Source organism: Athalassotoga sp., from assembly GCF_049965695.1.
Lineage (GTDB): Bacteria > Thermotogota > Thermotogae > Mesoaciditogales > Mesoaciditogaceae > Athalassotoga.
Genome location: NZ_JBMFWB010000002.1, coordinates 76,898 through 99,929 on the forward strand (window position 1 = coordinate 76,898; position 23,032 = coordinate 99,929).

Consider the following 23,032-nt stretch of genomic DNA (forward strand, 5'->3'; position numbering starts at 1 on the left):
TCTTACCCCCCCTAAAAAACGCGATCTTGGAAGTCAAAATTTTCCTTATTTTATAATGATTTGTGAATTTAGATTTAAAAGACGATCCCGCATCATGTGCGGGATGACGTTGTTTTATTTTTTCATCCGCTATTGGCTATTAGCCATATGCTGCTTTTTTCTGCTCACTGCTTACTCGTTACTGATCACGCGTCACGCATTACGAACCATCTCTAATGTCTAATCCCTTTCTTTTCCACATGCTACCTGCTACGAGCTACGCACTGTTTTACCGATTACGCGTTACTATTTTTTCTACATGCTACGCGCTGTTTTGTCCCTTATCTTGTCAATTCCTACCATGACTTGTAAATTTGAGGAGTTTCCTTCCCTACTCTATTGCATAGATCTAAGTTGGATGTAAAACCATAGGTTGAATTCAAACCTAATGCTCCGTAATGCGCTTGGTAAAACAGCGCAGAAGTGATTGGTATTTTGTAAGTGTTTGCGTAATTATTTACCAATTGCCATTTGGTAGAATTTTCGAGTATCGATTTTGCCCTTTCAAAGAGCGAACTTGTCCATTCACTGCCGACATCGTAAGAATTGTAATCCGTTGAAGATCCGTAAGTATCCCAGTCCGGCCATGCGGATTCATTCGATTTTGCCGCAGTCAAAACAAGGCGTACATTTGGAAGTGCGTTAAGATTATCTATGAAACTGCCTCCATGGCATGAGCCAAGGAAGAAATTAAATTTAGTAGACGGATGATTGTTTATGACATTTACAAACTGAGAGGCGTAAAACCCTACGCCGCCGAGTCTAATATAATTCACATCTCCGTGCGCTATTATGTAAATGGTAACAACGCTGTAAGCACTTGCCATAGAATTCATTTCCGTTAAAATTGTGTTTGCATTGCTGCCAGTCAGCCAATGTACAACTACTACCCCAGGATATCTGGCTGCTTTGTATGCTAAGAAAAAATTTATGACCTGAAGGTAAGAATTTTCAGTTTCATCGTAAAGATTTTCATCCGGCATGAGACCTTGAACTATGATGATTCCTTCATTTTCTCGGATATCGAGCGGAATAAAATTGTACACAAGCAGTGTGCCGGGTAATGTTGTCATTTTTACATTTGACTGGATGATAAGATTATTTGAAGGCAATTTGTTGTTAAATTCTTGAGGTATTATCCCTCCAATTCGGGGAAGCCATTTCGCCGACATGACCGTTGGAGTGGCACCCGACTTTGGAACTAAAATGTACTGAACCGGATGAGCATAAAATGCACCGGGTTCGAGATCAAGCAGGAAAAAGTAAGAATCTCCTTTTGCGACCATTCTTTCAACGATTATCGAGGAATTTGAATCATTCGCACTTGCCTGCACGAAATCTGGCATTATGATTGTACCGCTTGCGACGACACTCTCGGCCCTAACGCATAGGTAAGAAGCGTTTGGAGTTTTAGAGAGTAATTGCGGTAAAACATCGCTTTTTACCGTATCTATCGCACGATCAAGGTCCGTTTTGAAAAGATCGACAAGAAAACACGAACTCAGAGTAAGAGAAAGCAGAACGACAATCATCAACAATATCACATACTTCTTGGACATGTGAATCCCCCCTTGTTGAATTTTTTCTACCCCCATGTTTTGAAAATTGTATCAATGTTATTTTAACACATTTTGACTGAATTTTAAATTTTGAGTTTGACGCAGGGCAGAATGCCAAGAGATGGCCGGCTCCTTATTTGTCTTCGGAATTCTCCGGAATTATCGGTAATTCGTATTGTTCTTCTATTATCTTTTGCAGATCTTCCGTCTTATAACCTGCTCTTATCGCAAAAACATATATAATACCGTAAATAACAGCCATTAGAAGTGTATCCCATGGAAATGGAATAACACCGTTTCCGAAACTTCCAAAATAAGATACAAGATCTGTTAAAAAGATCAGGGCAAAAAGCCAATAAGAACTTGTAAAGATGATCTTTTTTTCTCCAGATAATCGTTTTCCTGTCATAACCGTTCCGGCCACGAAAATCAAAGCAGATACGATAAGCGTTGAAAGAAATACCGATGTTTTCATTGTCATACTTTCGCCGGCGGGAGCGTATAAAACGTAAAGATAATTGAGTATTATTCCCGTGATCGAGACTATGAGTCCCACAATTCCAAAGGTGTAAGCAAAAAGTTTTGAAATCCCAAGTTTTTTAGTCACATAAACGAAATAAAAGATCGGTATTCCGATAAGCGTTGCGTAAGTGATCATGGTAAGAGTCGTTATGCCGGACCAGTAAACTATAAGTGCTCCTCCTATAAAAGCTATCGGGGCTATTATGCCGGCATACGAAAGTTTAAAGGATCTTTTGAGTTGTGGGGCATTTTTTCTGAAAACTTGCAATGCTACCGGACTTATTATGTAAGTTAAAACCGTTGCGCTGGTTGAAAAGCCAACGAATAAATACCATGACGGAAATGGCAGGAAAAAGAAGATGCCTATTACAAGAGAGGCTATAAGGGCGATGTATGGTACCTTTGTTTTACTGTGAATTTTAAGTAACGCCGAAGGAAGATATCCATCTGCTCCCATGCCGTAAAGTACCCTTGAACTTGTTCCAAGGTATATCCATCCAGTTCCACTTGGAGAGATCCATGCATCGATAAGCAGTAAATTTGCAAAAGCGCCAAAAAGGGCTATTCCACTGTATTTTAATTCCGTAAAAAACGGTGATGTACCCAGATCACTCGATGTCAAATTGGCCCAACTTATTCCTGCCGGCCATTTGATGGCGCCTATGAAAGCAAGTTGAAGTAAGGAATAGAGAGCCATCGCGGCAATTATGGAAAGAATGGTTGCCCGCGGAATATCTCTTTGAGGGTTTTTGGCTTCTCCTCCAAATTCGACTGCCTGACGAAATCCGAGGTATGAAAATATTATGCCCGCTGCCGGTATTGCGTAAAAAATGCTACCAGTGCCCAAAGGTGCAAATCCGCCGTAGGAAACAAAGTTCGATTTGTTGAACATGAAAAGTAAAAATATAAAAGTTGTAACTGGAAGTATGAACTTCCACCATGTTGCGATACTGTTGAATTTGCCAAGAAATTTTATGCCAAACCAGTTGAGTAAGAAAAAGGCCCCAAGCAATCCAACTCCGAAAAGAATTCCTATTGGAGTTAAAACTGAGACTCCAGAAACAGTCCTGAAGAGATCAGGCACGTACGTAGCAACGTATGTCAAAACCGCTTCGGCTTCAATTGTAGGCGTCGTTACGGCACCTAAAAGATAAGCCCATCCAAGGATAAATCCGGTATAACTTCCGTAAGTTAAGTGTGGATATCTGACGATTGCTCCGCTCTTCGGGATAGCCCCTGCAACTTCTGCAAGTGTGAGCGCTATGAATAACACTATAACCCCACCTATTATCCATGAAAGTATTGAAGCAGGCCCTGCGGCACTTGCCCCTGCGGCAACGCCGAGTAACCAACCAGAACCTATTATCCCGCCCATCGAAAGGAAGAAAAGATCCTGAAAAGTCAAAACTTTTTTCAATTTTTTGTCTGATTCAGCTGCAAATGATGCTGCAGAATTACCTTTAGTAACTTTTTGCGAGTTATCCATTCATCGCACCTCCAAGATTTTTTAAATGAAAAAGGCCACATCTGCTCGATGTGGCCCGGTGAATTCACTATGATCAAAGCACGATCAAATGCCTGCTCCTCCACCGGGCAGATACTTGATATGCTTTCTATTCAGTTTTTCAAAGCAAAAAATCTTTTCTACCATTTTAATCTCCATAAATGCTTTTTTGTATGTTATCACTGGCGAGAAGATTTGTCAATTACAAAACTATGAACATACGTTTAATTTTCGTCAAGCCATGCCTTTGCCTCTATTTTGCATTGCGTTTCCTGAACTGCAAATTCTTTTTCAATGGGCATCGAAACGATTTTTTCGAAAGTCTCACGTGCAAGGTCTTTTTTGCCCCATTTCACGTAAAGCATCGCAAGTTCGTAGTAACCGTAAACATATCTGGGATCCAAAGACAGTGCTTTTTTGAAAAGCATCTCTGATTTTTCAAAATCGGCAAACGGCCATGGTGTATCCCTGTACCTCATGGCAAGCGCGACATAAGCACGGTAAAGTTTCGGATCGAGTTTTATGGCTTTGTTTATGTAATTGTCGAAATCTCCGAGCATAAAAAGGCTTTGCACTATTCCTTTGTATTGAGCAAGACGCCCTATTGCCGCACCTGCGACGAAATTCAAATAAGCGTCGTTTGGAGTCATCTTAAGCGCTGATTTTGCGTAATCAAGTGAATCATTAAAATAAACTGCTTTTTTATCTTTCGGTGCACCCCATAAACCGTATTCTGTACAGGCATCCGCAAGCAGTGTCAAAATTGTAGCGCTTTTGGTAAGATTGGGAAGAATTTTAACCTGATCTATCAAATTCAACATGCCGGTCGCGTTTTGAGATGCCCTGTAATTGTAAAAGTCCTGGTCTAAATTTGATCCTAAGACTATCAAAGACAAACTCAAGATGAAAGAAACGATCAATAATTTTCTCATTTCCGCCCCCTAATCGATCAAATTTTTTTCTTTGAGTCTTCTGACAAGATATTCGGATTGCGTTTTCAAATCATCCTTTATGCCAAATTCTTTGGAAGCCATCTTAACAGCCTTTTCAAGATCAAATCCCAAATCGAGAAAATTGAGAAATTCATCTTTGTAATCTCTGTACGCTGGATATGCTTTTAAAACTTTGAATTCCCAATCTTTGTCCGCTTCGTTCATCCATGAGTCTCCGAGCGGGCCTTTAAATTTTTTGATCTTTTTGGGTTTAGGTATATCATCGAAATTGATCTCTTTTTTCAAATAGTCTTTTAACTTTTTGACATCCGCATATTTCGAAAAAGCCTCTAAACTTTTATAGGATCTAAAAGCGATCCAGTTTCTTACCTCATCGTCTCCGTCTGTTCTCAAAAATTTATCGAAAATACGTTGAATCGTTTTGCCGGCAGCATCTTGAGGACCTTCAATTATATCTCCAAGAGTTTCTAAAACGGCCTTTCCTATCCATTCAAACGATTCAACACTTGATTTATCTGGGGTGTCTTGACTTGTGTGGTAATACCTGTCTGGCCACTGGGTAAGAGAGACTGCCTGAACACCCATGGATGAATCCACAAAAATGTAATGGTCCGATCCGCCGGAATAACTTCCTTCTTTTACGCGAAAATGCGGATTTTCAAGATGAACTCCCATCAACTCGTTCACAAAGGAAGGTAAAGACCACGGTGTTGCCGATACATCGAGCGTGGATCCGGTATTGTTCTGATCTTCTCCGACCATGTCAAGGTTTATGTTGAATTCAAAATCATTATTGTGATCTGTAAAGTAAGATATGGTGCCATACATTTCAGGCACCCAAAGTGCCGTTATTTCACGGTTTATCTTGAATTTTCTGAGTACCCTGACAATTTCCGCGAGCAAAGCGGAACCGCTTGCGTTGTCATTCGCACCTGGTTTCGGATGACACAAATGTGCGGTTAAAATTATGGGTTTTTCCTTTCCTTTTTTACCTATTCGCGCTTCCAAAATTTCAAGTTCGTTTGTTCCGCTGTCTACATCTATGAAGGCTTCTATTTCCAAATTTTTCTTTGCAAGTGCCTTTAAATATTTGTATTGATTGTATGATAAGGCAAAACCAAATATACTTTCATCGGCTTCAACGGGAAATGAAGTGTAATTTACGGCCATTGGGAGCATTTCAGGATTTCTGTTTATCAAAGGGTCCTGTGCCCTCATGAAGTAAGAAAGCACGCATCTTGCACCGAACTTTTTTGCCATTCTGTAAACTCTCGCAGGATCTCCGCCTGCAAGGATTGCCTTATCACGCACTGACTTTTTGTAATCCTTTTCATCTTCTCCGCTTTCAACATCGATAACTTTGAGTTTTTCGATCCCGTTTGTCTTTCCGGAAAGAAAAACAGCACTTATAGGAGAAAGTGCAAGAGAACCAACTATGTAACTGCCATTTGAAATTTTCAAAAAACCGTCTTTTAAATTCCACCCGCGTGGCATACCCCATGTTTCGTAAGATTTGTTAAGAGGATATTTTAAAATCCGCGATTCCCCGATGAATTCTTGAATTGTGTTTATCGCCTTCGAAAATCCTATACCGCCTTTTGATCTGTGAAATTTGGACAATTCCCATTCTAAATCAAGTGCATTTTGAGGAAAAAATTCTTTTAGAAATTCTTCTTTCATCATCTCACCCTCTTTGAGAGATTATATCCTAAATCTTTTTTAAAAGTGAAACACAATTTTTGAGTTTGGCAGAGGGCATGATGCCGCGAGGTGGCCTCCGCAGCCTGCGAGGACCAGACACCGAAGGGCGAATGCCAGAGTCAACGATATTTCATATTTAAAGTTGATCAATTATAGCAGAATTTTGGAGTTAAATCGAAGTTCGTGTTAAAATCAAAAAGATGAGTGTATGGAGGAAGGTCATGAAAAAAGTTTTTTTTCTGTGACTCCTTCTCTGGGTACAATAGGAGGAGGAGAAATATATCTAAAAAAATTCATAAAATTTCTATGTTCGAAGAGCGAGATTGATAAAATCACCATAGCATACCCCAACACACAAATTCTAAAAGATTTTTGGGCAGATATTGGATGTACAAAGGTTGAATTTATAAATTACCATTTTGATACACTTACCGTCGACAAGAATTTTCTAAACTTAAATTTTTACAGGCTTCTAAAAACAGAAAGACAAATTGTGGAAAGAAAGGTAAAAAAAGAAAATTACGATTTGATCTTTGCACATGCTCCGACAGATGTGCTCATTTTGAAGAGTTTTTCTGAACGCACAAATGTCATTTTTTACAGCAATATACCTTCATACGCAAGCATTTGGCCGTTCAAACTTGCAATCAAAAAATATCTTGGGAAATTAAATAACGTGATATGTGTAAGCGAATTCTTACGAAATAAGATCAAAAGTATTTTGCCGTCGAAGAAAAATATTTACATGATTCATAACGGAGTGGAAGATATCAATTTAAAATCAGATCCGCCGTTCAGCGTGAAAAACATCGGTGTAGTGGCAAGATTTGAAAAGGAAAAAAATGTCATCTTAGCGATCAAGGTTTTTAGAATTCTCGTAAAAAATTATGGTTACCTTTCTTTGCATCTTTTCGGGGATGGGAGCAAAAAGAAAGCGATGGAAGATTTTGTCATAAGGAATGAAATTAAAAATGTTTATTTTCACGGTTTTGTCAAAAATGCAGATGAAATTTATTCAAAGATAGATTTGCTTTTGGTACCGTCAAAAATGGAGGCACTTTCACTTGTCATCATTGAAGCAATGTCCAGAAACATCCCGGTTGTGGCTTCAAATGTTGGCGGTATTCCGGAGATAATCAAAGATGGTTACAACGGGCTTCTGGCCGAACCAAATGTAAGCAGTTTTGTCACTAAAATAACAAAAATAATAGAAAATCCTCAGTTAATAAGTGCGTTTGCAAAAAATTATGATCAAACTCTTGCACAATTCGATATCGGAAAAAAATTCGAGGATCTTTACAAGATTCTTTTTTATCAGACATAGGCGATGGGGGAGTTTAAATGAAAGTTTCTATCGTAATACCCGCTTACAATGAAGAAGCATCTATCGAAAAAACGATAAAAAGTCTTCTTAGTCAAAGTTATAAGGATTTTGAAATCATCGTTGTGGACAACAACAGCAAAGATAAAACACGCGAGATCGCTTCAAAATATGTTAAAACCGTCAATGAATCGAAACAAGGTTATATCTTTGCCGTGAGACGTGGCATTGAAGAAACGCACGGTGAAATTTTGACGATATGCGATGCCGATTCGATATATCCCAAAAGATGGCTTGAAAAAATGGTAAAGTCTTTCAAAAGAAAAAACGTCGTTGCTGTTTACGGAACGGCGACGTTTTACGATACGAATGAATTCACGGCATTTGCAAGTCTTATCTTTTACACGATCTTTTTATGGTTTTCGAAATTTTTAGGCCTTGATAACACGGCTGGTTTTAATTTTCTCTTCAGAAGGGAATCTTACGTTAAATCCGGTGGATACGATCCAAACTGGAAATGGGGCAGCCCTGATATAGATCTTGGAAGAAGACTCAAAAAATTTGGAAAAGTCAAATTGAGAAATAAAATTGTGTTCACTTCCGCAAGAAGATTTAAAAAAGGTGGATTTTTGAATACCACGAAGATGTTCATCGGCATGTGGAGGCAGATGTTAAAAAACAAAAATCCAGATATGAGTTACGATGAATACAACAAAACAAGGAAGTAACATACTCTCACTATACTTAAATAAATTTAAGCAGAGGGCAGGATGCCTTAAAATGGTGATCGGTGAGTAGTAAAGAGTGAGCAGTATGATTACAGATTACGCGTCACGCGTTACGAACCATCTCTAATGTCTAAACTCTAATCTCTTTTCTACGTGCTACGAGCCACACGCTACCTGCCGTTGTAGGCACCTGCCATCGCTGCGATTCGGAATTTAAAACTGGTTTAGTATACCTACGCATTTTTCTTTAGATGATGGAGAATTCTTTCTCGAAAAAGTTAAAAGGTCTCCTTTTTCGGAGACCTTGTCTTAAATTTCAAGATGCTTTTTGAACCAATCAAGTATAAGATCTAACCTTTTGATTCTATGGTAAGGTTTACCTGATCTTGACAATTCATGGTTTTCGGAAGGGAAAAGTGCAAGTTTTGCTTCTTTGTTCAGATATCTTAATGCCGTAAAAAATTGAAATGCTTCAACCATGTAACATCTGTAGTCTTCCATGGAATGAATAAACATTATAGGTGTTTTGACGTTTTTTACGTAAGTAAGAGGAGACATTTCCGCATATCCGCCAGGGTTCGACCAGGGATCACCGCCTAATTGATCAGGTCCAAAGAAATATCCTATGTCCGTTGTTCCAAAAAACGACACCCAGTTACTTATCGAGCGTTGTGAGACAGCCGATTTGAATCTGTCTGTTTGAGTTACAACCCAATTTGTCATATATCCGCCGTAAGATCCGCCTGTAATTCCCAAACGTTTCTCGTCGACAAAATCAAAACGCTTTATCGCTTCATCCACAACTTCCATTATGTCTTTGTAATCTCTTTTACCGTACGCTCCGTGTATGTAAGAAAATTCTTCACCATATCCGTCACTTCCTCTTGGATTTGAGAATAAGACGGCAAAACCGTTTGATGTCAGCATTTGAAATTCAAGGAAAAAGGCATTACCATAAGCCGTTCTCGGACCTCCGTGAACTTCGAGGATCGTCGGATACTTTTTTCCCTTTTGAAAATCAGTTGGTTTCATGATCCATGCGTCTATCTTTTTGCCATCGGAAGATATCACATCAAAATGTTCTGGAACTGAAATTGAAAAATTTCGCAGATCGTTTAACCTTGAGATTTTCTTTTCTTTTCCGTTTTTGTAAAGATAAAGTTCGTCTAAAGATGTAAAGTTCATAGAAAGAAAGGCTATATTTCCATTTGGGGCAACATTGAATCCGGATACAGATCTCTCTCCGTTGATGATCTCCGAAACTTTTCCATCAAAAAATTTGTAAATTTTGGAGAGAGGGCCATCAGTCATCATGAAATATATTCCAGAATCTCTCCAGAAAATTTTGTTTGGAGAACCGCCGCGCGAATCACTGTTTATAGAATTTCCCTTTGCCAGATCGACATCACAAATTTTTGTGAAGTTACCGTTTAAATTGGTTATCCATAATCTTTCATTTGTGAAAGATCCGTGCTTTAAATCCGAAATGGCGACCGCCATTTCTTTTGAATTTGGGCTCCAGCATATATTCCCAACGGACACATCCGAATTCGTGATTTTTTTAGGTTCTCCAAATCCTATCTTTAAAACAAAAAGGTCAGAGACGAGTGGATTGTGTTCAAGATCAAGTGCTTCAACGAAGGCAACATTTTTCCCATCAGGAGAAGGAGCAAAGGTGAATATGTCTCCTCTTTCTTTTGTCAAGCACTTTTTTGTTCCGTTTTTGCCAACAAGATAAAGTTGAACCTTAACATCGTATGTAAATCCTTCTCCATTTGACCAGAATGGAATTTTCTCTATTTCATGTACATCATCTTTTGGACCTTCGTTTTTACTTTTCCTTTTTGCCTTTAAAGCAACCGAAAGGATTAGTTCATTTGAATTTAGCCATGCGAGGTCCGTTATTTGATCATCAAAATGGGCTATTTTAACGGATTCTCCTCCATCGGATCTTATTGACATAAGATTAGAACCCTTTTCATCTTTGGAAGCAGAGATAAAGGCTATTTCTTTCCCATCCGGAGACCATCTCGGAGAACTATCTGAAGGTCCTTTTGTAAATTGAAATAGATTTCCATCGTACATGTAAATGGATTTGTCATATCCGTCCTGCTTTTCATTTGAATGGCTTAGGGTAAATGCAATTCTGTTACCGCTTGGATCTATCTGTGGATCCCCAGCAAATTTGAATCTTAAAAATGTCTTTGATGAAAATGTGTTCATCTCGATCATCCCTTTCCGTTAGACCTTGCAACAATTATATACCAAACAAAATTCAAATTCCGAATAGTCGCTCCGGGCAGGTACCAGAACGGCACGTAGCGCGTGGCTCATAGCATAATGCCTCACATTTAAAGTTAATCAAGTATATATGAGATTGATCTTGACAATATCTCTCTCAGTTTGTATAATCATCTTACGGATATGACTTGATTTAAGGAGGTTACCATGAAACGTACGTATCAACCTAAGCGCAGGAAAAGAGCCAAAACTCATGGATTTCTTTCAAGAATGAGCACAAGTTCTGGAAGAAGAGTTTTGAGTAGTAGACGAAGGGCTGGAAGAAAAAGATTAACGGTTTGAATGCTTTTGAACCGATGAATCGTCTCAAAAGAGAAAGAGATTTTCAGAGGATTTTTTCCGAAGGTCAAAATGTATCAAACGAGTTATTGTCGATAAAGTATTTTTATAACGATCTTGGACGGCCAAGGATGGGAATAATTGTATCAAAAAAATTTGGGAAGGCTCATGTCAGAAATAGATTTAAGAGATACAGTCGAGAAGTTTTCAGGACAAATAAACCCCAAAATGGAATCGATATGATCGTCATTCCCAAAAAAAGTTTAAGAGATCATTTCGAGAATATGAGTTTCGATACATTCAGATCTTCTTTTCTTTTTTTACTCGGGACTTTAGAAAGAAAGGTTCCAAATGAGATTTAGAGATATTTTGATCAAGCCGATAAAACTTTATCAAAAATATATTTCTCCGTTGAAACCACCTTCTTGCAGGTTTACACCTACTTGCTCAAATTATGCCATTGAGGCCATAGAAAGATTTGGTTTTTTCAGGGGCCTTATACTTTCTGTTTGGCGTGTTTTAAGATGCAATCCTTACAACAAAGGAGGAGAAGATCCCGTGCCAACAAAATTCATCATTGGAGGTAAACACAGGTGACAAAAAAACTGTTTTTTCTTATACTTCTTGTAGTTGCTGTTTCGACTTTTGCCTTTGCGATCCCGAAAGTAAATGTTGCCGTTTCTTCTGATACAGCGACTGTTACGACTAAACTTTACGAATACAGCGTAGATCTTAAAAGTGGTTTTTTAACAAATGAATACAGCGTTTTTTACGAAAATGTGCATGCTTGGTCTAATACCGGCGACGGATTGGTGTTATCGTACAATGGCAAACCTTTAATTCCTACAAGTTGGTCATTCGATAACCATGAAAAAAAGAATTTCCAAACAGTTTCAAATGTTACGATTAACTTTTTTTACGATGTTAACGGTCAAAGTGTTGAAAAATCAATAACATTTGTGAATAATCCAAATTACGAAGTCATGGTATCTGTAAAAGCGCCTGATAACTTGCAATTAGGCTTAACTTTCCCCACTCTTGAATCGAATTTCAACCGTGACGGCGGAAGTGTGTTCGGTTCTTTCTATTCTCAAAAAGGAATTGTAACATTTTCATCGATCACAAACGGAACCTTTAACGGGAGTGGCGAAGCAACTTTTTCAGGCAATCTAACATCTAAAATTTACATGGGTCCTGTGAAAAATACATTGATTTTTTCGGTTTTCCCAAATCAGCAGAACATCATTTCTCAATTCATTGGCACATATCCGGGATCTGAACCTTGGTATTCATGGTTTATGTACATATTTGTGGTATTTCTTAACTGGCTGTACGATCTAACGGGTAATTACGGATGGGCGATAATCCTGTTTGGAATAATAATCAGGGTCGTACTTTATCCTCTCTTTCACGTGCAAATGAAATCTATGTTAAAAATGCGAGATTTGCAACCAAAGATACAGGAACTTCAGAAAAAATATAAAGATCCAAAAAAAGTGCAAGAAGAGCAGATGAAACTTTTCAAGTCCGAGGGTGTGAATCCGGCAGGAGGTTGTTTGCCGCTTTTGATCCAATTTCCGGTACTTGCACTTTTGTATTACGTCATTTTTTATTCCAGAGAAGTTTTTGCTTACAATCCTCAATTTTTGATCTGGAACGATCTTTCAGTCGGTGGAATAAGTGTCAACATTCTTCTGCTTCTGTTAATAGTTGTTTTCACGGTTTGGTCTTCTTTGTGGACAAGCACAAAGCCAAGTCAGGTTTGGTTGGCTGCCGGTATGTCTGCCGTAATGGAGTTCATATTCATAGGATTTCCGGTTGGCCTTTTCCTCTATTACACCACTTTTTCCGGAATGCAAGTTTTAACAAGTTATGTGGCTGCCAAAATATATCACATGAAAGGTATAACATGGCGTGAAGTCTTCGGCATGAATCCAAAGGTTCAGTGGGGGGACAAGAAATGGAAAAAGAATTCGAAGCAAAAAGTGTAGAAGAATCTCTCGAACTTGCATGTAAAGAGTTAAACGTCAGGAAAGAAGAAATAAATTTTTCTGTCGTACAAGAACCTTCAAAAGGATTTTTGGGGATAGGTTCGAAAAGTGCGATAGTGAAAGTTTCTATAAACGATAATTACAATATAAGGATTATCAAAGAATTTCTTGAGCAGATGCTCAAATTTTATGGTCAAGAAGGAGAAATAATCGTTGATGTACTTAAAACGATGTCGTCGTACTCGGTGAAAGTTAAGTCAACAAGTGCGCTTTCTAACTTCATAGGTAAACACGGAAAAACGATGGAATCGGTTGAACATCTTCTATCTGTTTACGTCAACAAGATGAACGATCACAAAATTTCCATTTTGTTAGATGTCAACGACTACAGAATAAGAAGAGAAGCGTTCATAAGAAAAATGGTTAATGATGCCATCATCAAGATTAGAAAGCAAAATGTCAGAAGGATATCTTTAGATCCAATGGACAACAGAGAGAGAAAGATCGTACACGAGATCCTTTCACACAACAGCGATCTTAAAGCCTATTCGGTAGGTAACGAACCATACCGTCATATAGTCATAGAGAATTTAAAAGTTAGAATTTAAGAAGGTGATTAAGTTGAAAAAGTTAATCGAATCAGTTCCAAATTTCAGCGAGGGGCGTCGCAAAGAGGTTGTAGAGGAGATAATAAAAGTATCCGAAGAAACTGAAAACGTATGGGTTTTTGACTGGTCGATGGATGAAGATCACAACAGATCGGTCGTGACTATTGTCGGAGATCCTCAAGCAGTTGCAGAGGCCATATTCAAAATGTCGAAAAAAGCCGTTGAACTCATAGATCTAAGGCACCATACGGGCGAGCATCCGAGAATGGGTGCCGTTGATGTGATCCCGTTCGTTCCGATAAAAGGTACCACTATGGAAGAATGTATCGACATTTCAAAATCGGTTGGTAAAAGAATCGGAGAAGAATTAAATGTTCCCGTGTACCTTTACGAAAGATCCGCAACAAAACCTTCGAGAGAAAATCTTGCGGATATAAGAAAAGGAGAATTTGAAGGCTTTTTTGACAAAATTAAATCTCCGGATTGGATACCAGATTTTGGTCCAAAAGCAGTTCATCCCACGGCTGGCGTTGTTGCCGTTGGGGCAAGGGAATATCTTATAGCCTTCAACGTTAATCTTGGCACGAAGGATATCAAAATAGCAGAAAATATAGCGAAAAGCGTCAGAAATTCATCCGGAGGATACAGATTCATCAAGGCTATCGGAGTTGATCTTAAAGAAAAAGGCGTGGTTCAGGTATCGATGAACATGACTAATTACAAAAAGAGTCCGCTTTACAGAGTATTTGAAACTATAAAATCAGAGGCTGAAAGATACGGAGTACCGGTCGTCGGATCGGAAATAATCGGAATGATGCCGATGGATGTGATGATTCAGACGTGCAACTTTTATTTAAGAATAGATAATTTTTCTGGTGACAAGGTGATAGAAAATAAATTGCTTGACAAACTCAGCGAATCTTGAAATAAGGAATGTAAAGATCGTAACGGCTACCGGCATTTCTCCGGTAACCGATTGTGTTCTTAAATATGTCACCGGAAATATAAAAATTCTGGATGGTAAAATAATTTCGATAAGCAATGAACCTTCTGAATCTGAGAATGTTTTTGAAGGTGATGGCATGCTTGCAATTCCTGGCTTTGTCGATCCTCACACCCATATCCCTTTCGTGGGTGACAGAACCAAAGAATTTTTGATGCGTGCCAAGGGTGCGAAATATTCTGAAATTTTGAAAGATGGCGGAGGCATTCATTCCACAGTCGATTCGGTAAGAAAAGCCTCTTTGGATGATCTTGTCGTGCATGGACTTAAGTATGCAAGATGGTTTTTGAAAAGTGGCGTTACGGCCATAGAGTGCAAAAGCGGATACGGACTTGATTTTGAAAATGAAATAAAGCAACTTGAGGCTATAAGAAGAATTTCTGAAAATACACCTCAAAAGGTGGTTTCTACTTTTCTTGGCGCACATGCGGTGCCATCCATGGGAGAAAAAGCGTATATCGATGAATTGAAATACATGTTGGATTTCGTAAAAGAGAAAGACCTTGCAAAATTCGTCGATATCTTTTGTGATGAAGGCGCTTTCTCGGTTGAAGGATCTGTTAAATATATAAAATACGCGAAATCAAAAGGTTTTAAAGTAAGAGTGCATGCGGACGAACTTTCATCAAATGGATTTGCCGGCATTGCCTCAGATCTCGGTGCCGCAAGCGTCGATCATCTTGCCATGTGTTCAAAAGCAGAGATTAAAAAAATGGCTCAAAACAAAACAATGGCAGTTTTACTTCCGCTAACAAGTTTTTATCTTAAAAATGCTTTTGCTCCTGCACGTGCAATGATAGACGAAGGTGTACCGGTGGCACTTGGTTCCGATTTTAATCCGGGATCAAATACTTTTTATTCGCCCTTTTTGAACATTCACTTAGCCGTCAATTACCTCGGAATGACTCCTGAAGAAGCATTTGTGGCTCACACACTGAACGCTGCATCTGTTCTCGGACTTGAAAAGGAGTGCGGAACAATAGAAGTTGGAAAGAGAGCGGATATAGTTATAATCGATGCACCTGACATAGATTATATTCCATACATGCCAAGCGGTGAACTTTTGAAAGCGGTTTTTGTAAATGGAGTTGAATTTTTTGAAAATAGAGATAATTTCTCCAGGAAAGATTAAAAATGATTTCATTTCCGCTGGCGTTCAAGAATACACAAAAAGACTGCAAAAATTTGTGAAAATCACATTTAAAGATATCGGTTCATCTCATTCCGTTGATCCACGAATATATGTTGAAGAAGAATCAAAAAAATTGTTAAAATATATAGGCACGAGAAAATTCACATTGCTTGACGTAAACGGTGTTGAGATGAACACGCAGGAATTCTCGGCTTTCATGAAAAGAGAACTCGAGAGCAAAGGAGAAATATTTTTTGTGATTGGCGGTATTTATGGTGTTTCCGAAGAAATCAAAAATCTCGCAAGTTCAAAACTTTCTCTTTCGCGCATGACTTTCACACATTCTTTAACGTTCCTTTTGCTTGTCGAGCAAATTTACAGATCCATGAAGATCATTTCGGGTCAACCGTATGATCATTGAAAGGGAGGTTGTTTTAATTGGAGGGTGATCCGCTGAGTAGCACTTACATTTTGTGGGGAATAATCTCAATTTTAATTTTGCTTGGTTTGTCCGCTTTTTTTTCGGCTTCTGAAACTTCCATGCTTAGCGTAAGTAAAAGAAAACTTCGTGATGCCATAAGCAATAATGCAGAAAACATGAATTTCGAAAATCAACTAAAGGTTTCAAACAGATATCTTACCGTTATACTTGTGTTGAATAACTTGGTGAACATTTTACTTTCTTCTTTTGCGACTATCATGACGATTCAGATCTTACCGAAAGGTATCTCGGAAGGTTTTGTGTTGACGATTGTTACGATCGTAGTCACGATTGTCATAGTTGTCTTTGGAGAAATAACTCCTAAACTTTACGCAAGATCCAACGCGACGAAGTTTTTTAATTTGTCCTTTTCAACAATCAAATTCATCGATGTTGTTTTAAGACCTGTCACTTTGGGCCTCAACGGTTTCTCAAACTTCATAAATGGATTGCTCACAAAAGATCGAAACGTTGAACCATTCATTTCAAGCGAAGATATTCTTTTCGAAATAGATACCGGAAAAAGCATTGGCGTGATAGAAGCCCAAGAAGGTGCTATACTTAAAGGTGCCTTGAAACTCAAGAGTACTTACGTCAAAGAAATTATGGTACCTCGCATTGAGATGATAACGTTGGAATCCAAAGAAACGCTTACAGATGCGATAAAGCAATTTGATGAATCAAAGTACTCAAGACTGCCGGTTTACACTGAAAATGTCGATCATATAATTGGAATATGTTACTCAAAAGATATCATTTCCGTGTTGAATTCAAAAGGCAAAGAAGCACTTGACAGGCTTCAGGTAAAAGACGTGATAAGGGCTCCGTATTTCGTGCCGGAAACGAAAAAAATAGATGATTTGCTCCATGAAATGAGATACATGAAGATGCACATAGCCATAGTCGTGGATGAATATGGTGGAACAGCCGGATTGGTAACTCTCGAAGACGTGCTCGAGGAATTAACCGGAGAAATATTCGACGAATACGATGTTGAAGAAGATAAAGTGCCGATAGTTAAAGCGGACCGAAACACGTATATCGTGAGTGGCTTGACTCCCATAAACAACCTTGAAAGAGAACTTGGAATTTCATTTCCGGAAAGTCAATTTGAGACAATAGGTGGATATCTTCTTAAAGTATTCGAAAGGGTACCAAAGCCTGGCGAGATTGTGGAAACGAATGATTTTACCGCTAAAATAGTTGAATCCAACAGGTTAAGGATAATAAAGATAGAGATCAAATTGAAAGGGATGAATGACGTTGACGGTTCAAGAACTGATAAAGAAAGCTAAAGAGGCAAAGGAAAAAGCCTATGCACCATATTCTGGCTTTAAAGTTGGTGCCGCCGTCGAGGCTGAATCCGGAATCATATACACGGGATGCAATGTTGAAAATTCATCTTTCGGATTGAGCATGTGTGCGGAAAGAATTGCCATTTTCAAGGCCGTAAGCGAGGGTGAAAGGAAATTCAAAAAAATAGCCGTAGTTGCAAATACAAAAGGTCCTGTTTCGCCGTGCGGTGCATGCAGGCAGGTCATGTCCGAATTTGGAAATTTCGATGTGATACTTGCCAATGACGACGGAGAGATAGAACAAACCACCGTCGATCAACTGCTTCCGGGCGCTTTCGATTTAAGGAGGGATGAAAATTGAAGAAAATTTCACTTTTCATTTTCATTTTTTTGATCGTCGTTTCTTTTGCCTTTTCAAAAGACGTGTTATTTGCCTATCAAGGCGATGCCAACACCAAATCGGTTGCCGTTATCGGTACTTTTAACGATTGGTCTGCAACAGCCGATATCATGACAAACACTTTTGGGAATATCTGGATGAAAACCATCAATTTACCCGATGGGGTGTATTATTATGATTTTCTTGTGGATGGACAAATTATAAGCGATCCGGCTAATCCCAAAACTGTTCCAAATGACAAAGGCGGTTATTATTCATTGATCACGGTTGGAAATTATACCCTCCCAACCGGAAAATTAGGAAGCGGAATCATTCACAAAAATTACATCCATTTCGATCAAAACTCTTTTGAATATCTCGATCCCGCGTCTACCAAAACGATTTACTTTTCTTTTGAAACACTTCATGATGACGTTGACAGTGCCACATTGGATGTTAACGGTTCTATGTATTCAATGAAAAGAATTGTGATGAATCAATACACTGACATCTTCAGAAGTGAATTTCATCCGACCTCGACATCTTTCAATTACAAATTCTTACTTCAAAATGGAACGACAAAGGTTGAAATCGGATCGAGCGGAATCGCAACATCGTCAAATTTTTTCTTCTTTGATTTTGCATCTCCGACTGTTAGAATTCTCAGCGTTCCAAAGTGGTCTCAAGGTGCGGTTGTTTACGAGATCTTTCCCGAAAGGTTCTGGGACGGCAATCCGTCTAATAACCCTCCTGGCACCTTGCCATGGGGTGGAACTCCAACAAACACAGATTTTTTTGGAGGCGATCTGAGAGGGATAATAGATCATCTCGATTACTTAAAGTCACTTGACATTAACGAACTTTACACGACTCCTATTTTCGAAGCACCGTCAAATCACAAATATGACACGCAGAATTACATGGAAATAGATCCGCATTTCGGAACGCTCAAAACCTTTGAAGAACTTTCCGGAGATCTTAACAAAGATGATATTCACTGGATACTTGACGGCGTTTTCAATCACACGGGCACGCAATTTTTCGCCTTTCAGAATCTTTTGAAATATCAACAAAATTCGCCTTACAAGGATTGGTATTTTGTGCTTAAATATCCCGTTATCGAAATGCCGGGGTATTACAGAACATTCCAGGATTACGCGTCTTTACCGAAATTAAACGTCATGAATCCTGACGTTCAAAAATACCTCAAAGGGGTCATAGATTACTGGACTTCAAAAGGAATAAGCGGTTGGAGAATAGATTCGGCAAATGTCATAGCCAATCAATTCCTTGTCGATCTTTATGGATGGATTCATGAAGTCAATCCGGATTCATTGGATGTTGCCGAGATATGGACTAACACATCTCAATGGTTTGATGAAGGTGCCTTTAACTCTGTGATGAATTATCTTTTCCAAAGTGCCGCTTACAATTTTATAATTTACGGATCCGGTGCAAATGCTTTCGTCAACAACACGAATTCGTATCTTAACACCTATCCACCTCAACTTTGGAATTCACTTTGGAATCTAATAGATAGTCAGGACACTCCGAGGGCTTTGACGGCTGCAAATGGTGATCTTAACAAGATGATGGCGCTTGTCGGTTTACAGATGACCTTTCCGGGAGCACCTATGATATATTATGGAGATGAAATAGGTATGACAGGCGGTAACGATCCGCTGAATCGTGGTTGTATGATTTGGGATAAAAGTAAATGGAACATGAAACTCTTTGACTGGTACAAACTTTTGATAAATATACATGAAACGAATCCGGCGCTAAGATACGGAAATTACCTTCCAATTGTTATGGATAAAGATGTTTTGGGCTTCGAAAGAACTTACGAGGGTCAAACTCTTTACGTTTTCATAAATGGCGGAAGTACGGTTCAAAAGGTCTCAACTCCACTTTATGGAAAATTTGAGAATCTTGTTGATGAAACGATGATCGGTGGCTCTGAGAGTGGTTTGAATTTAACGATGCAACCATATCAGGTTATGATCCTCGAAATTAAATAACAAATAGCATTTGAAATTGTTTCTAATGGTTCGTTGTCAAATTTCAATTGCCAATTTAACTGGAGGTGATTGTGTGAAGAACTTCATCTTTTTGGTTTTGGGAATGATTTTGTTGTTTTCCGTGAGTTTTGCCGCCACGAATTTGCTTGTCTACGATCAAATGGCGCTTGTTTATTCAAATGCCGCAATCAAAAATGGAAACGATTCGTTTATGATTCCGACCACAAATGGTGCGATGCCGGAATCACTTGTCACATCTTCAAGTGTTTCTTACAGGTACCATGCTGCCGAATCTTACAGCCTTGACTATCTTCTTAAAAGGTTTCTTGGTACGACGGTGCAGTTTCAATTTACAGACAGTTCAACGACAGTCGTAAAAAATGTACGCATACTTTCTTCGAATCCTATTATAATTCAAACAATTGACGGCGGAAAGGTATATTTCTCTCCGTCGGGTCAATTCATCTTTCCATCTCTTCCACAAATCGACTCTCAAAACTATTTTCTTGTTTCGACAAATGCTTCGTCCATTTCCTATTCTTACTTGACCAACGGGATAGGCTGGAAAGCCTATTACACGCTCAACGTGGATAACAGTTCTATGAACGGTGAAATAGAAATATGGAACAAAACGGATACGACTTTCAAAGATTTCAACCTTGCTTTTCTTTCTGGAAATCCATTCACATCAAACACTTCTCAGCCTCAAATGACAAAAACTTTCGCTGCCGCGTATACGCCTTCGCCTTCAATGCCACAGGTGCAAAGTGTCGAAGGATATAAAATTTACAATTACGGTAAGGTAGACGAACTTGATTCGAACAATGCGATCTTTCTGCCTTTGTTTTCCAAAAACGTGAAATTGGCTAAATTGAACATCGTCTACAATCCATCGCAAAATCTCACAAATGCCGTTCAAGTTGTAAAAATAGATCATGACTTTGCCATACCGGCAGGTGTGGTCAGCCTTTACACGACAAAAGATGGCATGACTTACTTCCTTGGACAGACAAACATCACCGATACGGCATCGATGGTTTCGCTTGACCTTCAATACGGTCAGAATTTTGATTTGAGTGCAAAACAAGTCGAAACTCAAAGAACGATGGTCACAAAAGACCTTTACGGTTATACCTATCAGATAACGGCCGTTAATTCATCTTCAAATACCCAAAGTTTATGGATATACATTTCAATTCCGCCAGATGCGATTGTAACTTCAACTCCGACAGGCATTCAATTTGAAAGACCATCGACAACGCAGATACGTTTTCTTGTTGATTTAAAACCAAATTCGGAGGAAGTGTTCACTTACGGATTACAAACAAGTTATTGAGGAACTTAAAAGACTCAGAACTTTTATGGTGAGCCGTCGGAGGACGGCTCACATAGAAAGAATGGAAGAAGATGCGGTGATTTTGGCAGAGAAACACAATATCGATCTGGAAAAATTGATGATTTGCGTTGACGCACATGATCTTTTTCGCGATGTCGATCCAGCCAAACTGAAAAAAATGGCCATTGCATGGAACATCGGAATGACACAAATTGAGGAACGCCTTCCAATTTTACTTCATGGCAAAATCTCGGCCGAATATCTGAGAAGACGTTTCAAGATAACAGATGAAGAAATTCTTAACGCCGTTGCTTATCATACATCCGGAATTCCCACCAATTCAACGATTGTCATGGCGATGCTTATACTTGACTCAACCGAATCGGGAAGAGAATTTGAAGGTGTTGAAGAATTAAGATCGATATCGATGAATTCTTTAATTAAAGGATATGAGGCCATAATCAAAAACAAACTCATTTATGCCGTTACAAATGATCTTTTGGTGTTACCGGAAACAGTCGACACTTGGAACAGTTTAAGGGGATAAAATTGAAAAATTTAATTCTTGTCTTATCCGTAATTTCTCTGGCATTTGGAATTTTTATTTTTTCTATTTTGCTTTATCCTTTTTTTCAAATGGGATTTAGCACCATAGCAAATGAATATCCAAACTCTAAAGTTTACATGCTTTCTTTGATAGTAGACAATTCTGGCATTTCTTCCGTAGAGATAGTCGGCATGGATCTTACGACTAAAAATCTTGTAATAGTAAGTGTTCCAAAAGACCTTACGTTTAACGGACAGACTATCTCAAACATTTATCAAACGTACGGGATAAAAAAGATGGAAGAGGCCATTGAAAAAGGAAGCGGAATTAAACTTACAGATTACATGATATCAACGAAAAGTAGCCTTAAAAATTATGAAAGCGGGTTAAATTACAACACCATAGGTGATTTTTTAAACAACCTTGAAAAAAATTCCAAATTAGGAGATCCCATCTCGATCTTTTATGCTTTCAACAGTTTTTCGAATAATTTCACAAGTACCATAACACTCACGAGATTCATAAGACTTTTGAGATTTATCCAGACAAAGCCGGTTATTTCAACCATATCTTATCCTTCGATCTATCTCAACGGTTCTATTGTAACGGATGAAGGAGAATTGAAAAATTTTTCGATGGAAATGGAAAATTGTGCTCCATTTCATAATCCGTTCTCTATAAAACCTGTGATCGTGAATTGTACCGGTGAAGACACGTCAATTTTTTATCAAGATAACTGGGGTAAATGGTCTAAGAACGGCTACAATTTTGAGATAATTCCCGAAACATGTGACGACTTTTCTGGAGAAAACCTTGTGCTTGTCCTTTCAGATGCCGCATGGAAGACGTCTGCGCTTAAGTCTGCTTTGTCAAAGATATACCCTAAATTGGATTTTAAATTTATGAACGAAAATGATCCGAACTTTTTGAAAAATTACTACATGATAAGCAACTGGGCTGCTTCAAACAGGTATTACACGCTCGGAAATTATGATTTTGTAGTTTTGCTTGGATCTTAAACTATACTAAATCTCTTTTAAAAGTGAAATGCAAATTTAATTTTGGCGGAGAGCAGGATGAAGTGCACAACTCAACTTGAATTAGTTCTGATTTTGTGGTAGAATTTTTTTGAAACAGGTTTTGAATAGGGAAGTTCGGTGAAAATCCGACGCGGTCCCGCCACTGTAACCGGAAACGATGTCTGCAAAATGCCACTGGGAAACTGGGAAGGCGCAGATTGAGGATGACCCGGAAGTCAGGAGACCTGCCTGTTTCGAATCGAACCTGATTTAACACTCGGGAAAGTGTTTGGTATGGTAAAAATGGGAACCA

The 23,032-nt window shown here is 38.6% G+C and carries 21 protein-coding genes and 1 riboswitch; of the genes, 16 read left to right on the forward strand and 5 right to left on the reverse strand.

Translation table 11 applies throughout. The annotated features are described in order from the left end of the window. Nucleotides 1-335: 335 nt before the first annotated feature. The 4 genes from ACP5NR_RS01140 to ACP5NR_RS01155 form a co-directional block, all read right to left on the reverse strand. Nucleotides 336-1,598 carry a C13 family peptidase gene (locus tag ACP5NR_RS01140; RefSeq protein ID WP_428005812.1) on the reverse strand — a complete coding sequence of 421 codons (1,263 nt, stop codon included), beginning with the start codon at nucleotides 1,596-1,598 and terminating at the stop codon, nucleotides 336-338. Between the two features lie 133 nt (nucleotides 1,599-1,731). Next, nucleotides 1,732-3,606, reverse strand: coding sequence for an APC family permease (locus tag ACP5NR_RS01145; RefSeq protein WP_428004588.1), 1,875 nt, complete (start codon nucleotides 3,604-3,606; stop codon nucleotides 1,732-1,734). A 242-nt stretch (nucleotides 3,607-3,848) separates the two neighbouring features. Beyond that, nucleotides 3,849-4,556 (reverse strand): tetratricopeptide repeat protein, encoded by a 708-nt coding sequence (locus ACP5NR_RS01150; RefSeq protein ID WP_428004587.1) that lies wholly within the window; start codon nucleotides 4,554-4,556, stop codon nucleotides 3,849-3,851. A 9-nt stretch (nucleotides 4,557-4,565) separates the two neighbouring features. After that, the gene (locus ACP5NR_RS01155; protein WP_428004586.1) at nucleotides 4,566-6,257 is read right to left on the reverse strand and encodes a DUF4910 domain-containing protein; all 1,692 of its coding nucleotides are present in this window, start codon (nucleotides 6,255-6,257) and stop codon (nucleotides 4,566-4,568) included. A gap of 229 nt (nucleotides 6,258-6,486) precedes the next feature. On the opposite strand from ACP5NR_RS01155, the gene ACP5NR_RS01160 reads away from it, so the two are divergent. Next, on the forward strand, nucleotides 6,487-7,602 hold the full coding sequence (locus tag ACP5NR_RS01160) for a glycosyltransferase family 4 protein (protein WP_428004585.1): 1,116 nt from the start codon (nucleotides 6,487-6,489) through the stop codon (nucleotides 7,600-7,602). Nucleotides 7,603-7,619: 17 nt separating this feature from the next. After that, nucleotides 7,620-8,327 (forward strand): glycosyltransferase family 2 protein, encoded by a 708-nt coding sequence (locus ACP5NR_RS01165; protein ID WP_428004584.1) that lies wholly within the window; start codon nucleotides 7,620-7,622, stop codon nucleotides 8,325-8,327. A gap of 309 nt (nucleotides 8,328-8,636) precedes the next feature. Here the strand turns inward: ACP5NR_RS01165 and ACP5NR_RS01170 are convergent, their stop codons facing one another. Continuing rightward, complete coding sequence (locus tag ACP5NR_RS01170; RefSeq protein ID WP_428005169.1) at nucleotides 8,637-10,550, reverse strand: prolyl oligopeptidase family serine peptidase; 1,914 nt, start codon at nucleotides 10,548-10,550, stop codon at nucleotides 8,637-8,639. Nucleotides 10,551-10,775: 225 nt separating this feature from the next. Here ACP5NR_RS01170 and rpmH point away from each other — a divergent pair, with 225 nt between their 5' ends. The 14 genes from rpmH (at nucleotide 10,776) to ACP5NR_RS01240 (ending at nucleotide 22,719) form a co-directional block, all read left to right on the forward strand. Then, on the forward strand, nucleotides 10,776-10,910 hold the full coding sequence (gene rpmH, locus ACP5NR_RS01175) for a 50S ribosomal protein L34 (RefSeq protein ID WP_428005168.1): 135 nt from the start codon (nucleotides 10,776-10,778) through the stop codon (nucleotides 10,908-10,910). Then, on the forward strand, nucleotides 10,907-11,269 hold the full coding sequence (gene rnpA / locus ACP5NR_RS01180) for a ribonuclease P protein component (RefSeq protein ID WP_428005167.1): 363 nt from the start codon (nucleotides 10,907-10,909) through the stop codon (nucleotides 11,267-11,269). Before rpmH ends, rnpA begins: the two co-directional genes overlap by 4 nt. Further along, nucleotides 11,259-11,504, forward strand: a complete 246-nt coding sequence (gene yidD / locus ACP5NR_RS01185; RefSeq protein ID WP_428005166.1) for a membrane protein insertion efficiency factor YidD — start codon at nucleotides 11,259-11,261, stop codon at nucleotides 11,502-11,504. Before rnpA ends, yidD begins: the two co-directional genes overlap by 11 nt. Further along, the gene (yidC, locus tag ACP5NR_RS01190; protein WP_428005165.1) at nucleotides 11,501-12,898 is read left to right on the forward strand and encodes a membrane protein insertase YidC; all 1,398 of its coding nucleotides are present in this window, start codon (nucleotides 11,501-11,503) and stop codon (nucleotides 12,896-12,898) included. Before yidD ends, yidC begins: the two co-directional genes overlap by 4 nt. Then, entirely contained in the window at nucleotides 12,868-13,506 is a 639-nt protein-coding gene (gene jag / locus ACP5NR_RS01195) for an RNA-binding cell elongation regulator Jag/EloR (RefSeq protein ID WP_428005164.1), read from the forward strand. The genes yidC and jag overlap by 31 nt, the downstream gene beginning before the upstream one ends. A 13-nt stretch (nucleotides 13,507-13,519) precedes the next feature. Continuing rightward, on the forward strand, nucleotides 13,520-14,431 hold the full coding sequence (gene ftcD / locus ACP5NR_RS01200; RefSeq protein ID WP_428005163.1) for a glutamate formimidoyltransferase: 912 nt from the start codon (nucleotides 13,520-13,522) through the stop codon (nucleotides 14,429-14,431). Continuing rightward, entirely contained in the window at nucleotides 14,409-15,641 is a 1,233-nt protein-coding gene (hutI, locus tag ACP5NR_RS01205; protein ID WP_428005162.1) for an imidazolonepropionase, read from the forward strand. The genes ftcD and hutI overlap by 23 nt, the downstream gene beginning before the upstream one ends. Next, on the forward strand, nucleotides 15,607-16,062 hold the full coding sequence (locus tag ACP5NR_RS01210; RefSeq protein ID WP_428005161.1) for a 23S rRNA (pseudouridine(1915)-N(3))-methyltransferase RlmH: 456 nt from the start codon (nucleotides 15,607-15,609) through the stop codon (nucleotides 16,060-16,062). Before hutI ends, ACP5NR_RS01210 begins: the two co-directional genes overlap by 35 nt. Nucleotides 16,063-16,079: 17 nt before the next feature. Continuing rightward, nucleotides 16,080-17,417 carry a hemolysin family protein gene (locus tag ACP5NR_RS01215; protein WP_428005160.1) on the forward strand — a complete coding sequence of 446 codons (1,338 nt, stop codon included), beginning with the start codon at nucleotides 16,080-16,082 and terminating at the stop codon, nucleotides 17,415-17,417. Next, a complete protein-coding gene (locus tag ACP5NR_RS01220) occupies nucleotides 17,386-17,778 on the forward strand; it encodes a cytidine deaminase (protein WP_428005159.1) in 393 nt (130 codons plus the stop codon). The genes ACP5NR_RS01215 and ACP5NR_RS01220 overlap by 32 nt, the downstream gene beginning before the upstream one ends. Then, nucleotides 17,775-19,817 carry an alpha-amylase family glycosyl hydrolase gene (locus ACP5NR_RS01225; protein ID WP_428005158.1) on the forward strand — a complete coding sequence of 681 codons (2,043 nt, stop codon included), beginning with the start codon at nucleotides 17,775-17,777 and terminating at the stop codon, nucleotides 19,815-19,817. The genes ACP5NR_RS01220 and ACP5NR_RS01225 overlap by 4 nt, the downstream gene beginning before the upstream one ends. 73 nt (nucleotides 19,818-19,890) lie before the next feature. Continuing rightward, nucleotides 19,891-21,153 (forward strand): hypothetical protein, encoded by a 1,263-nt coding sequence (locus tag ACP5NR_RS01230; RefSeq protein WP_428005157.1) that lies wholly within the window; start codon nucleotides 19,891-19,893, stop codon nucleotides 21,151-21,153. Between the two features lie 25 nt (nucleotides 21,154-21,178). Next, nucleotides 21,179-21,700 (forward strand): bis(5'-nucleosyl)-tetraphosphatase (symmetrical) YqeK, encoded by a 522-nt coding sequence (gene yqeK / locus ACP5NR_RS01235; RefSeq protein ID WP_428005156.1) that lies wholly within the window; start codon nucleotides 21,179-21,181, stop codon nucleotides 21,698-21,700. Between the two features lie 2 nt (nucleotides 21,701-21,702). After that, on the forward strand, nucleotides 21,703-22,719 hold the full coding sequence (locus ACP5NR_RS01240) for a hypothetical protein (RefSeq protein WP_428005155.1): 1,017 nt from the start codon (nucleotides 21,703-21,705) through the stop codon (nucleotides 22,717-22,719). 99 nt (nucleotides 22,720-22,818) lie between these two features. After that, nucleotides 22,819-22,986, forward strand: a riboswitch (cobalamin riboswitch). The last annotated feature ends 46 nt before the right edge of the window (nucleotides 22,987-23,032 follow it).

Excerpts from the sequence above, each read along its gene's own strand:
- ACP5NR_RS01145 (WP_428004588.1), bottom strand. The coding sequence starts at position 3,606 with ATGGATAACTCGCAAAAAGTTACTAAAGGTAATTCTGCAGCATCATTT.
- yqeK (WP_428005156.1), top strand. The coding sequence starts at position 21,179 with ATGGTGAGCCGTCGGAGGACGGCTCACATAGAAAGAATGGAAGAAGAT.
- ACP5NR_RS01165 (WP_428004584.1), top strand. The coding sequence starts at position 7,620 with ATGAAAGTTTCTATCGTAATACCCGCTTACAATGAAGAAGCATCTATC.
- rpmH (WP_428005168.1), top strand. The coding sequence starts at position 10,776 with ATGAAACGTACGTATCAACCTAAGCGCAGGAAAAGAGCCAAAACTCAT.
- ACP5NR_RS01155 (WP_428004586.1), bottom strand. The coding sequence starts at position 6,257 with ATGAAAGAAGAATTTCTAAAAGAATTTTTTCCTCAAAATGCACTTGAT.
- yidD (WP_428005166.1), top strand. The coding sequence starts at position 11,259 with ATGAGATTTAGAGATATTTTGATCAAGCCGATAAAACTTTATCAAAAA.
- ACP5NR_RS01150 (WP_428004587.1), bottom strand. The coding sequence starts at position 4,556 with ATGAGAAAATTATTGATCGTTTCTTTCATCTTGAGTTTGTCTTTGATA.
- jag (WP_428005164.1), top strand. The coding sequence starts at position 12,868 with ATGGAAAAAGAATTCGAAGCAAAAAGTGTAGAAGAATCTCTCGAACTT.
- ACP5NR_RS01170 (WP_428005169.1), bottom strand. The coding sequence starts at position 10,550 with ATGAACACATTTTCATCAAAGACATTTTTAAGATTCAAATTTGCTGGG.
- ACP5NR_RS01140 (WP_428005812.1), bottom strand. The coding sequence starts at position 1,598 with ATGTCCAAGAAGTATGTGATATTGTTGATGATTGTCGTTCTGCTTTCT.
- ACP5NR_RS01160 (WP_428004585.1), top strand. The coding sequence starts at position 6,487 with ATGGAGGAAGGTCATGAAAAAAGTTTTTTTTCTGTGACTCCTTCTCTG.